Annotated in this window: 11 protein-coding genes; 8 read left to right on the plus strand and 3 right to left on the minus strand. The window is 70.9% G+C overall.

The window, feature by feature from the left end; all coding sequences use genetic code 11:
* The first annotated feature begins 3 nt into the window (after nucleotides 1-3).
* The 3 genes from JYJ93_RS17445 to JYJ93_RS40615 all read left to right on the plus strand — a co-directional run bounded on the left by JYJ93_RS17445 (nucleotide 4) and on the right by JYJ93_RS40615 (nucleotide 6878).
* Nucleotides 4-1134 (plus strand): glycosyltransferase, encoded by a 1131-nt coding sequence (locus JYJ93_RS17445; protein WP_206792736.1) that lies wholly within the window; start codon nucleotides 4-6, stop codon nucleotides 1132-1134.
* A 218-nt stretch (nucleotides 1135-1352) separates the two neighbouring features.
* Nucleotides 1353-2747: an undecaprenyl-phosphate glucose phosphotransferase gene (locus tag JYJ93_RS17450; protein WP_206792738.1), complete on the plus strand. Its 1395-nt coding sequence runs from the start codon at nucleotides 1353-1355 to the stop codon at nucleotides 2745-2747.
* Nucleotides 2748-2846: 99 nt separating this feature from the next.
* Nucleotides 2847-6878, plus strand: coding sequence for a hypothetical protein (locus JYJ93_RS40615; RefSeq protein WP_206792740.1), 4032 nt, complete (start codon nucleotides 2847-2849; stop codon nucleotides 6876-6878).
* A gap of 82 nt (nucleotides 6879-6960) precedes the next feature.
* Here the strand turns inward: JYJ93_RS40615 and JYJ93_RS17460 are convergent, their stop codons facing one another.
* On the minus strand, nucleotides 6961-9771 hold the full coding sequence (locus JYJ93_RS17460; protein ID WP_206792742.1) for a vitamin B12-dependent ribonucleotide reductase: 2811 nt from the start codon (nucleotides 9769-9771) through the stop codon (nucleotides 6961-6963).
* Between the two features lie 581 nt (nucleotides 9772-10352).
* On the opposite strand from JYJ93_RS17460, the gene JYJ93_RS17465 reads away from it, so the two are divergent.
* Complete coding sequence (locus JYJ93_RS17465; protein WP_206792744.1) at nucleotides 10353-10688, plus strand: (2Fe-2S) ferredoxin domain-containing protein; 336 nt, start codon at nucleotides 10353-10355, stop codon at nucleotides 10686-10688.
* A gap of 54 nt (nucleotides 10689-10742) precedes the next feature.
* On the opposite strand, the gene JYJ93_RS17470 is transcribed toward JYJ93_RS17465, so the two are convergent.
* Nucleotides 10743-11459 (minus strand): Bax inhibitor-1/YccA family protein, encoded by a 717-nt coding sequence (locus JYJ93_RS17470; protein WP_206792746.1) that lies wholly within the window; start codon nucleotides 11457-11459, stop codon nucleotides 10743-10745.
* Nucleotides 11460-11533: 74 nt separating this feature from the next.
* Complete coding sequence (locus JYJ93_RS17475; protein ID WP_206792748.1) at nucleotides 11534-13000, minus strand: hypothetical protein; 1467 nt, start codon at nucleotides 12998-13000, stop codon at nucleotides 11534-11536.
* Nucleotides 13001-13181: 181 nt separating this feature from the next.
* Between JYJ93_RS17475 and JYJ93_RS17480 the strand changes: the two genes are divergently transcribed.
* The 4 genes from JYJ93_RS17480 (at nucleotide 13182) to JYJ93_RS17495 (ending at nucleotide 16816) form a co-directional block, all read left to right on the plus strand.
* The gene (locus JYJ93_RS17480; RefSeq protein WP_269012471.1) at nucleotides 13182-13622 is read left to right on the plus strand and encodes a hypothetical protein; all 441 of its coding nucleotides are present in this window, start codon (nucleotides 13182-13184) and stop codon (nucleotides 13620-13622) included.
* Nucleotides 13623-13913: 291 nt separating this feature from the next.
* Complete coding sequence (locus JYJ93_RS17485; protein WP_206792750.1) at nucleotides 13914-14408, plus strand: hypothetical protein; 495 nt, start codon at nucleotides 13914-13916, stop codon at nucleotides 14406-14408.
* A gap of 40 nt (nucleotides 14409-14448) precedes the next feature.
* A complete protein-coding gene (locus JYJ93_RS17490; protein ID WP_206792752.1) occupies nucleotides 14449-15063 on the plus strand; it encodes a hypothetical protein in 615 nt (204 codons plus the stop codon).
* A gap of 10 nt (nucleotides 15064-15073) precedes the next feature.
* The gene (locus JYJ93_RS17495; RefSeq protein WP_206792754.1) at nucleotides 15074-16816 is read left to right on the plus strand and encodes a hypothetical protein; all 1743 of its coding nucleotides are present in this window, start codon (nucleotides 15074-15076) and stop codon (nucleotides 16814-16816) included.
* Nucleotides 16817-16859 lie beyond the last annotated feature (43 nt).

Consider the following 16859-nt stretch of genomic DNA (forward strand, 5'->3'; position numbering starts at 1 on the left):
CCCGTGAAGGTCGCCCTCGTCCACGACTGGCTCGTCACCCACCGCGGCGGAGAACGCGTCCTCGACGCCCTCTGCGAACTGTTCCCCTCCGCGGACCTCTACACCCTCATCCACCAGCCGGGCAGCCAGTCCCCGCGCATCGAGGACCGGCGCATCACCACGTCGTTCCTCCAGCACATCCCCGGCATCCACTCGCGCTACCGGCACTTCCTGCCGCTGTTCCCGCGCGCCATCGAAGCCCTGCGCATCACCGGCGACTACGACCTCGTCCTGTCCTCCAGCCACTGCGTCGCCAAGGGCATCCACGCGCCTCCCGGCGTGCGCCACCTGAGCTACGTCCACGCGCCCATGCGGTACATGTGGGACCTGTTCGACGAGTACTTCGGCCCCGGCCGCACCCGCCTCCCCGTGCGCGCCGCCGCCCTCGCCGTGCGGCCCTACCTCCAGCACTGGGACCGCACCTCCACCCAGCGCGTGGACCGCATCGTCGCCAACTCCCGCCACATCGCCGGGAAGATCCGCCGCTTCTGGGACCGCGACGCCTCCGTCGTCCCGCCCCCCGTGGAACTCGAACGCTTCACCCAGGTGCCGCTCGAAGGGGGAGGGCAGGGCGGCTACTTCCTGTGGCTCGGCGCCTTCGCCCCCTACAAGCGCCTGGACGTCGCCCTGGAGGCCTTCCGCACCCTCGACACCCCGCTGTGGGTCGTGGGCACGGGGCAGGAGGCCTCGCGCCTCACGTCCGGGCCGCTCCCGCCCCACATCCGGTTCCTCGGCAACGTGCCGGACAGCGCGCTCCCCGCCCTCTACCGCGACGCCCGCGCGCTCCTCTTCACCCCCGAGGAGGACTTCGGCATCACCCCCCTGGAGGCCCAGGCCACCGGCCGCCCCGTCATCGCCTTCGGCAAGGGCGGCGCCCTGGAGACCGTCACCCCCAGGACGGGCCTCTTCTTCCCGGAGCAGACCCCCGCGTCCCTCGCCGCCGCCGTGCGCCAGTTCGACGCCTGGGAGCCGTCCTTCCGCCCCCAGGACGCCCGCGCCCAGGCCGAGCGCTTCAGCCGCGCCCGCTTCCAGCAGGCCATCCAGGCGGAGGTGGACGCCCTCCTGGGCCTGCCCCCGTCCTCCCCAGCGGTGTGACAGCGCTGTCCTCGCCCTCCCCAGTTTCCCGAGGCCTGCCCGCCCGGCGTGTCGGATTGTGTCCGCTGCCCTCCGGTGCAACCCATTGGTTTCACGGGAAAACCCATGGTAGGACGCCGCGCCGGGGGAGGGGCCCGGGCGCTTGAGGGTTCCCGGGGCTCAGGGTGCGTGTCTTGCATCCGACGGACGGTCCTCGTCCCCCGTCAGGAGTCATCGCGGTGTTCGGTCGCCTGCAGCGCTTCTACACGTCCATCAAGGTCGCCGCCGACGCGGGGATGCTCGCGGTGGCGTTCGTGCTCGCGTACTTCACCCGCTTCAGCGGCGTGTTCCCCATCACCGAGGGCATCCCGCCCCCGGCCGAGACCTTCGTCTCCCTGGTGATGGTGCTGGTCATCTTCCCGATGACGTTCCAGCGGGCGCGGCTGTACGCGACCAACCGCGCGCGCTCGCACATGGGGGAGCTGTTCGAGCTCTTCAAGGCCACCATCACCGCGACGCTCGTCCTGGTGGCGGTGACGTACTTCATCCGCGAGCGCTACTCGCGCCTCACGCTGGCCATCTTCGTCGTCTACGCCTTCACGCTCATCGCGCTGTCGCGCATGGTCATGCGCCACCTGCTCAGCGAGGTGCGCCGGCGCGGCTTCAACCTCAAGTCCATCCTCGTCATCGGAGAGGAGGAGCTGGGGCTGCGCACCATCGAGACCGTGGAGAGCCACCGCGAGCTGGGCTTCCGCGTGACGGGCGTGCTGTCACTGAAGGAGGAGAAGGTCGGCCAGTGGGTGGGCGGCGTGCGCGTGGTGGGCCACGTGGGCGAGGTGGAGGCCTACCTGGATGCCCACCCGGTGGATCAGGTCATCATCGCCGTGCCGCTGGAGGACCAGGCGCGGGTGAAGCCGCTGATGGAGCAACTGGCGTTGCGCACCGTGGACGTCAAGGTGGTGCCGGACCTGTACCAGTACATCACCCTGTACGGCGGCCTGGAGGAGTTCGGCGGCCTGCCCATCATCAGCCTCCAGGGTGACCCCATGGACGGCTGGAGCCGCGTGGCCAAGCGCGTGTTCGACGTGCTCTTCTCCCTGGTGGCCATCGCCGCCAGCGCGCCGCTGATGGTGTTCACCGCCCTCCTGGTGCGCCTCACCAGCAAGGGCCCCATCCTCTACCACCAGGAGCGGATGGGCATGGACGGGCGGACCTTCCACATCCTCAAGTTCCGCACCATGCGCGTGGATGCGGAGGCCCAGGGCGCCACCATGGCCAGCGCGGTGGACGCGCGCCGCACGCCGGTGGGCACGTTCCTGCGCAAGTACTCGCTGGATGAGCTGCCCCAGTTCTTCAACGTGCTGAGGGGCGACATGAGCCTCGTGGGCCCGCGCCCGGAGCGGCCCGTCTTCATCGAGGAGTTCAAGCGCCAGATTCCGCGCTACCACCTGCGCCACAAGGTGAAGGCGGGCATCACCGGCTGGGCGCAGATCAACGGCCTGCGCGGCCAGACGTCCATCCAGAAGCGCATCGAGTACGACCTGTACTACATCGAGAACTGGTCGCTCTTGATGGACCTGAAGATCCTCCTGCGCACCGCGCTGGGCGGCTTCCTGTCGAAGAACGCGTACTGAGCCGGGCGCCACCGGGCAGGCGAGCAGGACGGGTGCGCAGGTCGTATTCGTGCGCACCCTCTCATTGGCACCGCGAAGCCGTTTAGACTGCGGGCCGACATGGGCGACAAGCTGGGATTGACGCTGGTCCGCAAGGGCCTCCTGACGCAGGCGCAGCTCGACCAGGGCATGAGCGCGCAGCTCGTGCACGGAGGCCGGTTGGGCTCCCGGCTGGTTGAGCTGGGGTTCCTGGACATCGAGACGGTGGGCATGGTGCTGGGGGAGCTGACCCGGTTGCCCGTCGCGATGGAGGCGGACTTCGACGCCGTCACGGACGCGACGCTGAAGCTGCTCACCGCGGAGCAGGCGGAGAAGCACCAGGCGTTCCCGCTCGCGGTGGAGGGCCGGCGGCTGAAGGTCGCGATGGCCAACCCGCTGGACCTGCAGACCACGGATGCGCTCGGGTTCATCACCGGCATGCGCATCGTCCCGTACGTGGTGCCGGAGCTGCGGCTGTACCACTACCTGAGCCAGCGCTACGACATCGACCGGCCGACGCGCCCGTTGAAGCCGGCCATTCCGCTGCCCGCGCGCCGTTCGGTGTCCACGGCGGCGGTGGCGCCCGTGTCCATGGCGGCGCCGCCGGTGGTCGTGCCGCCGCCGGCCGTGCCGCCTCCGCCCGCGCCCGTGCGCGCGGAGCCGGAGGTCGCGGGGATGTTCGGTGGGCTCGCGCCGGGACAGTTCCTCAGTGATGACTCGGAGGACCCGGAGGCCGACGCGGACATCGCCGACGCGGCCATCGTTGGCGAGGAGCTCCCGGACATCGTGATGGGCGAGCCGATGCGGGCTCCGCCTGTGCTTGAGGCGGCTCGGCCCGGTGGGAGTCCTCCGGCCGCGCCGCCCCGGTTGGTGGCACAGCCACAGCCTCCGGGGATGGTGGCCCGACAGGGGGGGCTGCCGCCGGTGGCTCCGGGCATGCCTGCGCCCGCGCCGGTGGCTCCGGGAGCGCCTCCGCCGGGCGCTGCGCCGATGGGAGTCGCGCCTGGGATGGTTCCGCCTGGAGCGGTTCCGCCGGGCGCTGCGCCGATGGGAGTCGCGCCTGGGATGATTCCGCCTGGAGCGGCGCCGATGGGAGTCGCGCCTGGAGCGGTTCCGCCGGGGGCCGGAATGCCTCCGCGTGCGGCGCCTCCGCCAGGAGTGCAGCCTCCCGGGATGATCGGCCGGGGCGGTCCCGTGCCTCCGGCGGCTCGGCCTTCCGCGACGGGGATCCCCGCTGTCTCGAAGACTCCGCCTCCGGGCATGCGTCCCGCTGCTCCAGGTGCTCCGGGACCGCGACCGGTGGGGCCTCCCGGCGCACCGATGCCTCCGGGCGCCCCGATGCCTCCGGGCATGGTCCGGGCAGGGCCTCCGCCGGGAGCTCCAGGCATGCCTCCGGGAGCGGTGCCTCGGCCTCCTCCGGGCATGAACGCGCCGGTGATGATGACGCCCGGTGGCGCGGGGCCTGTTCCTCCGGGACAGCGTCCTCCGACCGCGCCAGGGGGGCCCGGTGTCGGGGCTCCTCCGGGCGCGCGTCCGATGGGGCCTCCTGGCGCCGTGCCTCCCAACGCCGTGCAGGGACGGCCTGTCGCGGGTGGCCAGCCGCTTCCTCCGGGTGCGCCTCCGCGGCAGGGGCCTCCATCGGGAGTCGTGCCTGCGGTTGCTGCTGGCGCGCCGGGCGTCGCCGTGTCTCGTCCGGGTGCTCCTGGCCCTGCCGCCGTGCCTCCGGCCTCGATGGCTCCGGGCGCGACGAATGCGCCGGTTGGAAGCCTGTCGTCCACGACGGCTCAAGGCCTGTCTGGGAACGCGACCGCCGCGGTGGGCCTCGCTCCGGACAACGCGCAAACGGCCCAGGCTTCTCCAGAGGCGATTGCCCAGGACAGCGCGAGTGCCTCAATCCCTGTCATGGACATGGCTCCCGGGGGCGCCCAGCCCCCAGCGGCTCGACGTCCATCTGGAGTCACTCAAGCCATTCCGGCGGCCTCTTCCGTGCAGGTCCCGGCAGCCAGCGCTCCGGTGCCGGACCTCGGAGGAGAGTGGGGGGATGCATTCGCGGATGCCTCTCCCGCGAAGCAGGTGACTTCGGACGTCGCGGTTGCACCGGTGGAAGCGAAGGCTGACGCCGCCGGGCCCGCTCCGAGTTCGTCGTTGTCCGAGCTGGTGCTGGACGCCGAGCTCCTCGTCGACGCCGACGTCAATCCGAGCCCTGCGCCGCTCGACGCCGCACCTGTGGCAGCCGCTCCCGAGCCCGCGGCGGTGCTGACCGGAGATGATCTCTCCGACGACGACATCCTCGAAGATGTGGACGCCGTGTCCGCGGAGTCGCCTACCGCCGATGCCGCGGATGTCCTCGACGTCGAAGACTTGGTGTCCGCCGCGCCGCGAGAGGCCCAGGCCGTTGATGCCGCGGATGTCCTCGACGTCGAAGAGGTGCTGTCCGCCAAGCCTCACGAACCCCAGGCCGTTGATGCCGCGGATGTCCTCGACGTCGAAGACGTGGTGTCCGCCGCGCCGCGAGAGGCCCAGGCCGTTGATGCCGCGGATGTCCTCGACGTCGAAGACGTGACGGCCGCGAAGCCGCATGCGCCCCAAGCCGCCGACGCCGCGGACATTCTCGATGTCGAAGACGTGATGTCCGCCGGGCCGCAGGCCGCCGGAGCCACGGACGTCCTTGATGTCGAAGACGTGGTGTCCGCCGTGCCGCACGCCGCCGGAGCCACGGACGTCCCCGGTGCCGAAGGCGTGATGCCCGCCAGGCCGCCCGAGTCCCTGCCCATTCCCGAGGCGGAACCCGTCTTGGCTGCCGCGCCTGACGCCGCCGCGACTGGCGCGAAGGAAGCACCCGTGCAGGACCCCGCTCCCACTCCTACCGCCGCTGACGCCCCGAAGGATGACGGGCTGTTGGATGCGCCCGTCGCCGTCGAAGCCTCGAAGCAGGAGAGCCTCTCCCCGGTCCCGTCACCTGAAGCTCCGGACGCGTCTGTCATTGCCGCCTCCGCCCCACAAGACGCCGAATCCGACGCGCTCGAGTTCAGCCTGGCCGGAGACTCGCAGAAGCCCTCCGCGTCCCCGGAAGCCGAGTCCTGGCAGGTCGCCGCCGCGCCGAAGGCCGAAGCCGTGAGCTCCGCGCCCGCCGAGGAGCACCGGGCCGAAGTCCCGCCAGAGTTCGACGTCGCGCTCGTCTCTTCCCCGGAAGCGGCACCCGCGCCCGCTGCCCCTCAGGCGGAAGCCCCCAGCCCCTCGGACGCCGAGGAGCCCGTGGCCCCGCCGAAGCCGCGCCTCGTGGCCGCGCCCCCGGCGCCCGTCCGCGACCGCACGCCCATCGCGCTCGACGACCTGCCCACCTCCTCCGAGGAACCCATGCAGCTCGCCTCCACGTGGGAGTTCGTGGGCTGGCAGGGCGGCGGGGAAGGGGAGGGCGCCGTGGGCCACGACGCGGAGACCACCTGGGCGGACCGCGTCGTCGACCTGGACGTCCCCGCCGCCGCGCCTGTCGCCTCCGAGGACGGCGTGGCCCTGGCCTCCGCGTGGGAGTTCATGCAGCAGCCGTGGCAGCCGCAGGCCGCCGCGCAGGTAGACCCCGCACAGGCCCTGCTCGCCGCCGCCAGCGCGTCCACCGACACGCCAGCGGACGGTCCCGCCGTCACCGCCGAGCAGGTCCTCTCCGCGCTCGACACGGCGGACTCGCAGGGCATGGTCGGCAAGGTGCTGCTGGCCTACAGCGCGGGCCGCTTCCGCCGGGCGTTCCTGCTGGGTGACAGCTTCGGGCTCGCGCGTGTGGGCCGTGCCTGGGGTCCTGGCTGCGACCGTCCGGAGGTCACCGCCCTCAAGGTGGACCTGGACACGCCGTCCCTCTTCACCTCCGCGCTGAACGGCCCCAGCCCCAGCGTCTTCAGCGCCCCGCAGGTGCCCCAGGACGAGGCCATCTTCTCCGCGCTGTGCGGCGAGTCTGAGTCCCACCTGCTCGTCTTCCCGCTGCACTCGCGCGGCCAGCCCGTGGCCTTCTTCGTCGCCGAGCACGGCCCCGCGCCCCTCGAAGTCGCCATGCTGGAGGAGCTGGGCCGCATCGCGGACCGCGCCGTGGAGATCTGCACCCGCCTCCACCGTTTCCCCTGAAACACGAAGCGCCCCCTGAAACACGAAGGGCTCCGGAGCGTGAAGCCCCGGAGCCCTTTCTCACGTCACGTCACGGCCGCGCTCAGCTGCAGCCGGTCGTCGTGCCGCAGTTCGTGCACTTGTAGCAGGCGCCGCTGCGCACGGTGATGGCGCCGCACTGGTGGCAGGGCGGGGCGTCCGCCTGGTTCAGGTACGTGCTGCGCGAGTTCATCGCGGACAGCTGCAGCGTCCCCACCTGCGCCGGCACCGCCGCCTGCGTCATCGGCTCCGGACGGGCCTCCTCCACCGGCGTCACCTCCACATCGTCCGCGCAGGGCTCCGTGGGCAGGAACTTCAGCGACAGCCACCGGAAGATGTAGTCCGTGATGGACTTCGCGATGGGGATGGCCGGGTTGCCCGTGAAGCCGCTCGGCTCGTAGCGCGTGTGGCAGAACTTGTCCGCCAGCACCTGCAGCGGCACGCCGTACTGGAGCGCCAGCGACACGCTGGTCGCGAAGCTGTCCATCAGGCCGCTCACCACCGAGCCCTCCTTCGCCATGACGACGAAGAGCTCACCCGGCTTGCCGTCCTCGTACATGCCCACCGTCAGGTAGCCCTCGTGGCCGCCGATGGAGAACTTGTGCGTGATGGACTGCCGCTCGTCCGGCAGACGGCGGCGCAGCGCCTTGGGCTCCGGCGTCACGGCGGGGACGGGCTCGGCGGCCACGGCGCGCTTCGCCTCCGGGGCCTTGCTGTCCTGAGAGGTGTTGAGCGGCTGCGTGCGCTTGCACCCGTCACGGTACACCGCGACGGCCTTCAGGCCGCTGCGCCACGCCTCGATGTACGCCTTCTCGATGTCCTCCACCGTGGCGTCATTGGGCAGGTTCACCGTCTTGGAGATGGCGCCGGAGAGGAACGGCTGCGCCGCGGACATCATCTCGATGTGGCCCATCCAGTGGATGCTGCGCTGGCCCTTGGACGGCTTGAACGCGCAGTCGAACACCGCCAGGTGCTCCGGCTTCAGGTGCGGAGCGCCCTCGATGGTGTCGTGCTTGTCCAGGTACGCGATGATGTCCTGCGCCTGCGTCTGCGGGTAGCCCAGCTTCTCCAGCGCGAGCGGCACCGTCTGGTTGACGATCTTCAGCATGCCGCCGCCCACCAGCTTCTTGTATTTGATCAGCGCGATGTCCGGCTCGATGCCGGTGGTGTCGCAGTCCATCATGAAGCCGATGGTCCCCGTGGGCGCCAGCACCGTCACCTGGCTGTTGCGGTAGCCGTGCTCCGTGCCGCGCGCCAGCGCGTCGTCCCACGCCTCCTTCTGCGCCGCGTGCAGCTCCGCGCTCACGCCGTCCACGGACAGCTGGTACGCCGCCTTGCGGTGCTTGCGGATGACGCCGAGCATGGGCTCCGCGTTGTTGCCGTAGCCCGCGAACGCGCCCTGGCGCTCCGCGATGCGCGCGCTCATCGCGTACGCCTCGCCGCACATCAGCGACGTGATGGCACCCGCCAGGTTGCGGCCGGCGGGGGAGTCATACGGCAGGCCGGACGCCATCAGGAGCGCGCCCAGGTTCGCGTAGCCCAGGCCCAGCGGGCGGTAGTCGTGGCTGTTCTTCGCGATGCGCTCGGTGGGGTAGCGGCTGAAGCCGACGATGATCTCCTGCGCCAGCAGCACCACGTCCACCGCGTGCTTGAAGGCGGCCACGTCGAAGCCACCCTCCAGCGTGCGGAAGTGCATCAGGTTCAGCGACGCCAGGTTGCAGGCCGAGTCATCCAGGAACATGTACTCGGAGCAGGGGTTGGACGCGTTGATGCGCGCCGTGCCGGAGCACGTGTGCCACGCGTTCACCGTGGTGTCGTACTGGAGGCCCGGGTCGCCGCACAGGTGCGCCGCCTCCGCGATTTCGCGGAACAGCTCACGGGCCTTGTAGGTCTCCAGCACCTGGCCGTCGCGCACCGCGCGCGTCTGCCACGGGCCGTCGTTCACCACCGCCTTCATGAAGTCGTCGGTGACGCGCACGGAGTTGTTGGAGTTCTGGAAGAACACCGACCCGTAGGCCTCGCCGTTGAAGGACGGGTCGTAGCCCGCTTCAATCAGCGCCCAGGCCTTCTTCTCCTCGTTCGACTTGCAGCGGATGAACTCGAGGATGTCCGGGTGCTCGGCGTTGAGGATGACCATCTTCGCCGCGCGCCGCGTCTTGCCGCCGCTCTTGATGACGCCCGCGAACGCGTCGAAGCCGCGCATGAACGACACCGGGCCGGACGCCGTGCCGCCGCCCGCCAGCAGCTCCTTGCTGCCGCGGATGCTGGACAGGTTGGAGCCCGTGCCGCTGCCGTACTTGAAGAGCATGCCCTCCGTACGCGCGAGCCCCAGGATGGACTCCATGTTGTCGTCCACGCTGTTGATGAAGCACGCCGAACACTGCGGGTGCTCCTCCACGCCCACGTTGAACCAGACGGGCGAGTTGAACGCCGCCTTCTGGCGCAACAGCAGGTGCGTCAGCTCCGCGTGGAACGCCTCGCGGTCCACCGCCGACGCGAAGTAGTTCCCCTCCTGACCCCAACGGGTGAGGGTGTCCACCACGCGCGCCACCAGCTTGCGCACGCTGTTCTCACGCTCGGGCGTGCCGGGCGTGCCCCGGAAGTACTTCGACGCCACGACGTTCGTCGCCAGCATCGACCAGGACTTGGGGACCTCGATGTCCTTCTGATCGAAGACGACCTTGCCGTCCTCGCCCTTGATGCTCGCGCTGCGGTACTCCCACGCCAGCTCGTCCGCCGGATCCACGCCGGGCGTCGTGAAGAAGCGCTCCACGGTCAGCCCCGTGGAGGCCGTCGCCGCCTTGCCCTTCGCACGGCCACCGCGCCGCGGCTCCCTGCCACCCACCACCGGCTTCCCACTCAGTTCCTTCTCCATGACGCCCACCTCCAGATTCACTGAGAGTGCTGATGCAAAATTTGCAAAATCGCCAACGCCGCGAGATCCCAGGGGATCCGATGATCACTTCCAGGCACGGGGACGGCAGCGTTGGGATGGTCCGGGATGGGCAGAAGCCAGCGGGCCCACTGCTGGAATCCGGGCCCGGGCCTGACTGCCCACCCGCCGGGCGGGCGGATCCATATGATCGCTGGTGGGGTCCGTCAACATCCCCTGCTCCCCTATACCTAGTGTCAGGGCGCCGCTTACACACATCATTTGGTGGACAGTCCGAGGCGCTCTGATCTGCGTCCAAGGCTGATCTAATAACCCCGGCCCGGGTGGCAATGGCTGCCGTGGCTGGCAATGTATGGCCATGGCCATGCAAAATCGGACAGGAAGGGAAGGGCGCCTGTCCAAGCGCTTGTGATCACTGACGGATGTTTGCTGCCAGTCCGTGCGCCGAGCGTAGGAGCGCTCCAAGGCCCCCGCGACAAAAGGGCCGGGTGGGGCGGGCCTGGACGGTCGCCTGCTGAACGGCGGCATCGATTTCGACGCCCGGCCGCGTTAGGAGGCGAACCATGCCGCCTCCCTTCGAACGCCACGTCTTCATCTGCACCAACCGCCGCCCGGACGGCCACCCCAAGGGGTGCTGCGCCACCAAGGGAGGCGAGGAGGTGCGGGCCGCCTTCAAGGAGGAGCTCGACAAGCGCGGTCTCAAGCGCAGCATGCGCGCCAACGCGGCGGGCTGCGTGGACACGTGCGCCTTCGGCGTCTCCGTGGTCGTCTACCCGGAGGGCACCTGGTACGGCGGCGTGAAGGTGGAGGACGTGCCCACCATCGTGGAGGAGCACCTGGTGCAGGGCCGCCCCGTGGAGCGGCTCCTGATGCCCTTCAACAAGAAGGCGGAGCGCTGAAGGCGGATTCGCGCCTCGCGCCCCGCCTTCGCGGTCTCACGCTGGAGCCTGGAACTAGTCGCGGCGGTTGCCCAGCAGGCGCAGCAGCGACAGGAACAGGTTGATGAAGTCCAGGTAGAGGGTGAGCGCGCCCACGATGGCCACCGAGGTCGCGCTCTTGAAGCCCGTGCCCGCGTGGTAGTCGCGCAGCTTCTGCACGTCGTAGGCGGTGAGGCCCGCGAACACGAGCACGCCCGCGCAGGCCGTCACGAACGACACGGCGCTGCTCTTGACGAACATGTTCACCAGGCCGGCGATGACGATGCCGATGAGCCCCATGAAGAGGAACGTGCCCCAGCTGCTCAGGTCCTTCTTCGTGACGGTGCCGTAGACGGCCATCGCGCCGTAGGTCGCGGCGGTGATGAAGAACACCTGGCCAATGGAGCTGGTCGTGTAGATGAGGAAGATGACCGACATCGTCACGCCGGTGAGCGCCGCGTAGCCCGCGAACATGATCGCGGCCACCGGGCCGGACAGCCGGGGCGCCAGGATGGAGAGGCCGAACACCACGCCCAGCTGCACCAGGAACAGGGCCATCCGGTTCTGCACCGCCATGCGGAGCAGCGTCTCACTGGCCAGCGTCACCATCGCCATCACGCCGGTGAGCGTCAGGCCCGCGAACATCCAGCCGTGCACGCGCGACATGAACGCGCGCTGCGACTCCTGCACCAGGACGTCGTCCACCGAGCCTGCCTGCCCGCCCTGCCAGCCACCTGAAGATTCCCACGCCATGTATTTCGTTTCCTTTCGGGCCGGGGACCGCTTCAGTCCCAGCCCTTCTCTAACGATGACCCCTGGAGGACGCCTTAAAGGGCCTTCCAGGCCAGCAAAAGCTTCGAAGCGACTTCCGTGGTGATGAGGGGTAGCACGCCACCGCCGCCCACGATGTTGACGATCTCCGACATGGACCCACGGCACACCCCGCCCCACGCAGGCTGCTTCGCGAGCCCAACAGACGCGTACGCGGAGTAATCCACGAAGAAGGAGGTGGGCAGCACCTGGTTCGTGCCGCAGACCAGGTGCTCCTCCGGCTGCGTGTCCACCACCTCCTGCACCACGAAACCGCCCTGCGGCTCCGTGGCGGCGCGCTCGCACAGCTGCTCCCACGTCTTGGATTCGCCGTAGGCGCCCTTCACGCGCTCCTCATAGGGCACGGTGCCCACGGAGCGGCCGAGGAAGACGGCCTTGCCGCCATAGTCCCACGCGCGCTTGAGCACGAAGCGCGCGGGCTCCCGGGCCACGCGGTCCACGATGTCGTCCACCTTCGCGCCGTCCGGATCCACGCCGGGCCCGTGGCGGAAGGGGCGCGTCCAGGGCACGGACTCGCGCACCGCCTCCAGCTCCTCCGGCGTGAGGCCCGCGCCTTCGGCGAGCGCCGCGTCCGTCACCGCCTGCGACAGGAGCGCGAACGTCGTCTTCACCTCCACCTGCGAGGCGGGCGGGTTGAGGAACACGGCCTTCCTGCCCGGGACGACGGAGAGGAAGTCCTCCACCCAGGGGGCGGGGTTCTGCTCCAGCCGGCGCACGAAGAGGTGGCGGTAGACCAGGTCGTACTTCTTGCCGTTCACCGTGAAGGCGTCGTCGCCGGACACGTCCTCCGGATGCACCACGTCCGCGTCCGCGCCGAACTCACGGAAGCGCTCGCACAGCCAGCGCAGCTCCGAAATCTGCGCGTCGTTCTTGCGGCACAACAGCGCCACCGTGTCCGGCATCTTGCCGTTGCGCTCGGCCGCGTAGCCGTCCAGCAGGGCACGATAGAGCGCCAACGCGTTGTTGCCGTTGAGCGTGAGCAGCGTGGGAATCGCCTTCTCCGGATAGCGCAGGTGCCGCGCCACCACTTCGATGAAGGTGCGCGCCGCGATGTCCGAATAGCCCTGCATGGCCGGGATGGTGGCGTTCACCTCCAGCGCCCAGGGCCGGCCACCGGACACGAAGTAGTCCACGCGCGTGGTGGCGAGCTTGCGGCTGGCCTCCCAGGTGGCCAGCGCCATGCGGCGCTCCAGCGGCGACAGCGCGCCCAACAGCAGCTCCGCGTCCGGGCCGCCGAGCACGGCGCGCGTCATCTTCACCGTGGCGGAGGCCAGCTTCGCGGACAGGAGCGAGCGGCGTTTGATCTCCTCGGCGTCCAGGATGACCGGCGTGGCGGTGATGGGGATGGGCTGGGTGCTGCCATCCAGCTTCGTCACCGCGAGGCCGCGCTGGTAGGCGGTCTTCGCCAGCTCCGGTCCGAAATAGTGTGCCTGCCTGCGCAGGACATCCATGAGCTCGTGCACGGCGCGGAACCTACGACCCCAGGGGCTCGTGGGTCCACAACCCGCGGGTCCCTTGGCGGCTCCCCGTGTCCGCCACCTCGCCCTCCAACCCGAGCCAGGGCCGGAGCCAGGGGCGTCCCGGCTTGCACCGCGCGGGGAGGTCGCTTAAAACAACTCAGTTGCTTTTCGAGACCGAGTCGACGTGAGCCGCCTCCGACGCCACCCCAGCACGAGTCGCTCCCTGCCGCGCCTGCTGGCGCTGCCGTGGGTGCTCGTGTGCGTGCTGGTGTATGTGGGCAGCGTGCTCCACTTCGCGCTCGTGCAGCACACCACGTGCTTGGAGCACGGGGACGTGATGCACGTGAGCGATGCGTCTTCCCATGGCGGCCCGTTGGAGGAGGAGCTCTCCTTCGACGACGCGCGCGTGGCCCGGGCGCCGGTGTCGAAGGCCACGCCCCATGGTGGTGAGGCCCACTGCCACCACGCCTTCTTCCGCCGTGAGGCACCGCCTCCGGCCGAGTCCGCGCCCGTCATGGCCGCGGTCTCCACGCGCTCCAGCCCGGCGCTGGCGGTGTTCCGCTTCCACGCGGCACCCGTCGCGCTGTTGAGGCTCGCGCCCAAGTCGTCGCCGCCGCGCGTCTAGTCTCCGCCGCTGTCGCCCGCCGTCCTGGCCCCCCGTGTCTTCGTGGGCCGGGGTGCGCCGTGGCCACCGGAGTCCAGGTCCAGGCCGTGCGCGTTCCCGTTCGTTGAACGGATCCGCGACACGCGCATGGGCCCTCCGGCCACGTGCACCGGTGCGCGCTTCGTGCCGCGGTCCCTCCTTCCAGTCCCGTCCGTTCCGTCGCCGTCGCTCCTCTCCGGGGAGCGGTGCGCGTGCGGCCCGTGCGGCTGGAGTTCCCGCAGTCCACATCCCCGTGTCCCTGGAGTCCCCATCATGAAGAAGAAGCTTCTGTCCGCCTTCCTGCTGTCCACCGCCCTCCTCGCCGCCGGTTGCGGTGGCGGCGACGAAGAGGAGGCCCACGTTGACGAGGAGGGCTGCGAGCACCTGCAGAAGGGCCCTGCCGCCGCCGTCACCGCCGCTGCCAGCGGCGCGGGTCCGGCCGTGAGCAACGACCACAAGCGCTACGACATCACGCTGGTGGACGTCGCGGGCGGCAAGGGCGGCGCGGTGTCCTTCGCCGTATCCGAGGCCACGGACTACGTCCTCTACACGAGCGCCACGGTGCCGGTGACGGTCACCAACGGCAGCGGCGCGACGGTGGAGATCGAGGAGAGCGCCACCAGCTCCTCGCTCTGCACGGACATCCAGGGCCGCTACGTCGTGCCGCTCACCGTGGGCACGCACACGCTCACCTTCGGGCCTTCGACCCTGTCCTCGGTGTCGCTCGTCATCGAGGAGTCGGGCGAGCACGACCACGACCATGACTGACCCCCGGTCGCATTCCTTCCCATGAAGCACGAGGCGCCCCATGTCCAAGGTCTCTTCTGGCAGTGCCGGTTCCCTGCTTCCCTGCGACGTGCGCCGCGACGGCGACCGTCTGTTCGACGTGGCCATGTGGTGCCTGGGCCAGGACGTGCGCTGCCCCGACGGCAACGTGCTGCTCCGGCACGGGCTGGTGCGTGAAGCGCGTCCGCCGGGAGTGGAGGGACAGAGCGCCTACCAGGGGCGTCTGTTGGACGGGGGGCGCCTCACGCTGTGGGGCTTCGGCGCGCTGTGCGAGTCGTGCGGCGCCGCCATCTTCGTGCCGCGCGACGGCTTCGTCCCCCGGTGGGTGGAGGACGCGCGCGGCCCGGCCTTCCGCGTGGAGGACGTGGGCGCCCGGCGCGACGTGGCCACCGGGCCGGAGCGCAGGGCGGCGCGGGCGGGGCTCGCGCGGTTGGCGGACTGGCTCGCGGAGTACGAAGCGTGGGTGGCCCGCGACGTGGGCCTGGCCTGGCGGCGCGAGTGCCTGGCGGCGCGGCGCAAGGCGTCTCCCATCCCCGCCGAAGAGTTGTCCACCGCCTGGAGGCGGCTGGCCGTGCGCGTGCGCGCGACCGATGCCTCCGTCACCCAACACCCTGCCGCTCCGATGTCCGGAGCGTGAGGAGGACACCATGCTGGCACGTCTGTTCCGAGCCGATGCCCCGTCGGTCCACTCCCACGTCGCGTGGGAGGACCTGCCGGACGAAGCCCTTCCCACGCCGCCGCTCCTGCACGGGTTGGGAGACGCACACCTCCAGGTGACGACGCAGGTCCCCCTGGCGCAGGCGTACTTTGATCAGGGCCTGCGCCTGGTGCACCTGGGCTGGGCGCTGGAGGCGCGGCGCGCCTTCGCGGAGGCCGCGCGGCAGGACCCGTCCCTCGCCATGGCCTGGTGGGGGCTCGCGCTCGCCCGGGGCGTGGGGCAGCGCTTCACCGCGGACCGCGCGGAGGCCATCCGCAAGGCGCTGACCCTGGCGGAGGGCACCACCGACCTGGAGCAGCGGTTGGTCGTCGCGGCCAGCCTCCTCGCGGACAAGGGCCCCGCCAATGGCAGACATGCCTTCGTGCGGGAGATGGAGTGCCTCATCGACCGGTTCCCCCAGGAGCCCGAGCCGCGCCTGCTGCTCGCGGGCTTCCTCCTGGACGGGTACGAATCCGATGGCCGTCCCGGACAGGGACAGCCGTACGCGCAGCTGCTCCTGCGCGACCTGCTGCGCACGCACCCGAATCACGCGGGCGTGCACGTGGCCTGGGTGCAGGCGTGGCTGCCCAGCGCCCGGCCGGAGATGGCGCTGGAGAGCGCGGAGCTGCTTCCGTCGCTCGTGCCCGCGGGGAGCCCCGCGCTGCTCGCCGCCGGACGCTTGCTCTTGCGCATGGGCAAGGCGGTGGAGGCCAACCGCATCCTGGAGTCAGCGGTGACGGCGGATGACGCGTACCTCGCGCGAGAGTCGCTGCCCCTGGACGTGGCGCCGAGCGCGGACACCGCCCTGCGCCTGCTCAGCGAAGGCTGCGTGGAGGTGGGGCAGTACCGGGGCGCGCAGGCCTGGGCGCGCAAGCTGCGGCAGCGCGTGGAGGCCTCGGGAGGCCAGCCGCAGGCGGTGCTCTTCGCCGCCACCACGCTCGTCGCCGCGCACCTGCGCTTCGGCTTCAGCCGCGCCGCGGCGGAGGTCCCCATGGAGCTGGGAGACGCCGCCACCGTCGCGGAGGCGGGACTGCGCGACGCCGTGCGCCTGTACGCGAAGGGCGTCTGTGCCCTGGAGACGGGACGGCTGGGCGACGTGGAGCGCGCGTGCGGCAACCTGGATGCGCTGGTGGACACCCTGTCGGAGGCACCACGCTCCGAAGGCCGTGCCCTGTGCGCTCGCGACGTCGCGCGCACGGTGGAGGTCGCCGCGCAGGAGCTGAGGGGCACGCTGGATGCGCGCCGGGGAGACTCCGGCCGGGCGGAGGCCGCGCTCACGCGGGCGCTGCGCCTGGAGCGCCGTCTGCGCCCCGTGGGCCCCGCGCTCTTCTGCCGGCAGCCCCGCGAGACGCTGGCCCGCATCCGCATGCGCTCTGGCCGCGAGGAGAAGGCGTTGGAGCTGGCGCTCGAGCGGGCAGGGGAGCGGCCCGGCTGCGGCCACTGCATGCTCCTGGTCGCGGAGGCCCACGTCGCCTGCGAGTGCATGTCCGAAGCGGCGCACGACTTCGCCGTGGTGTTGGACCTGTGGCGCGACGCGGATCCGCACCTGCCGGGCCTGCAACGCGCACGGGGCTTCGCGGCCCGGGGCCACCGCGGCCGCACGGCGCTCCGCCGGGTGCCGGACGTGGCCTCGGTGGACACCGGGCCCGTCCCCCGGGGTGGAGAAGCGCCCTGGACCGTTCACGGGGCCTGAGCCCGCACGCCGCCGCGCTTGACTGGAGGCGCGGCCTTCGCGT

The organism is Corallococcus sp. NCSPR001 (assembly GCF_017309135.1).
Taxonomy (GTDB): Bacteria; Myxococcota; Myxococcia; order Myxococcales; family Myxococcaceae; genus Corallococcus.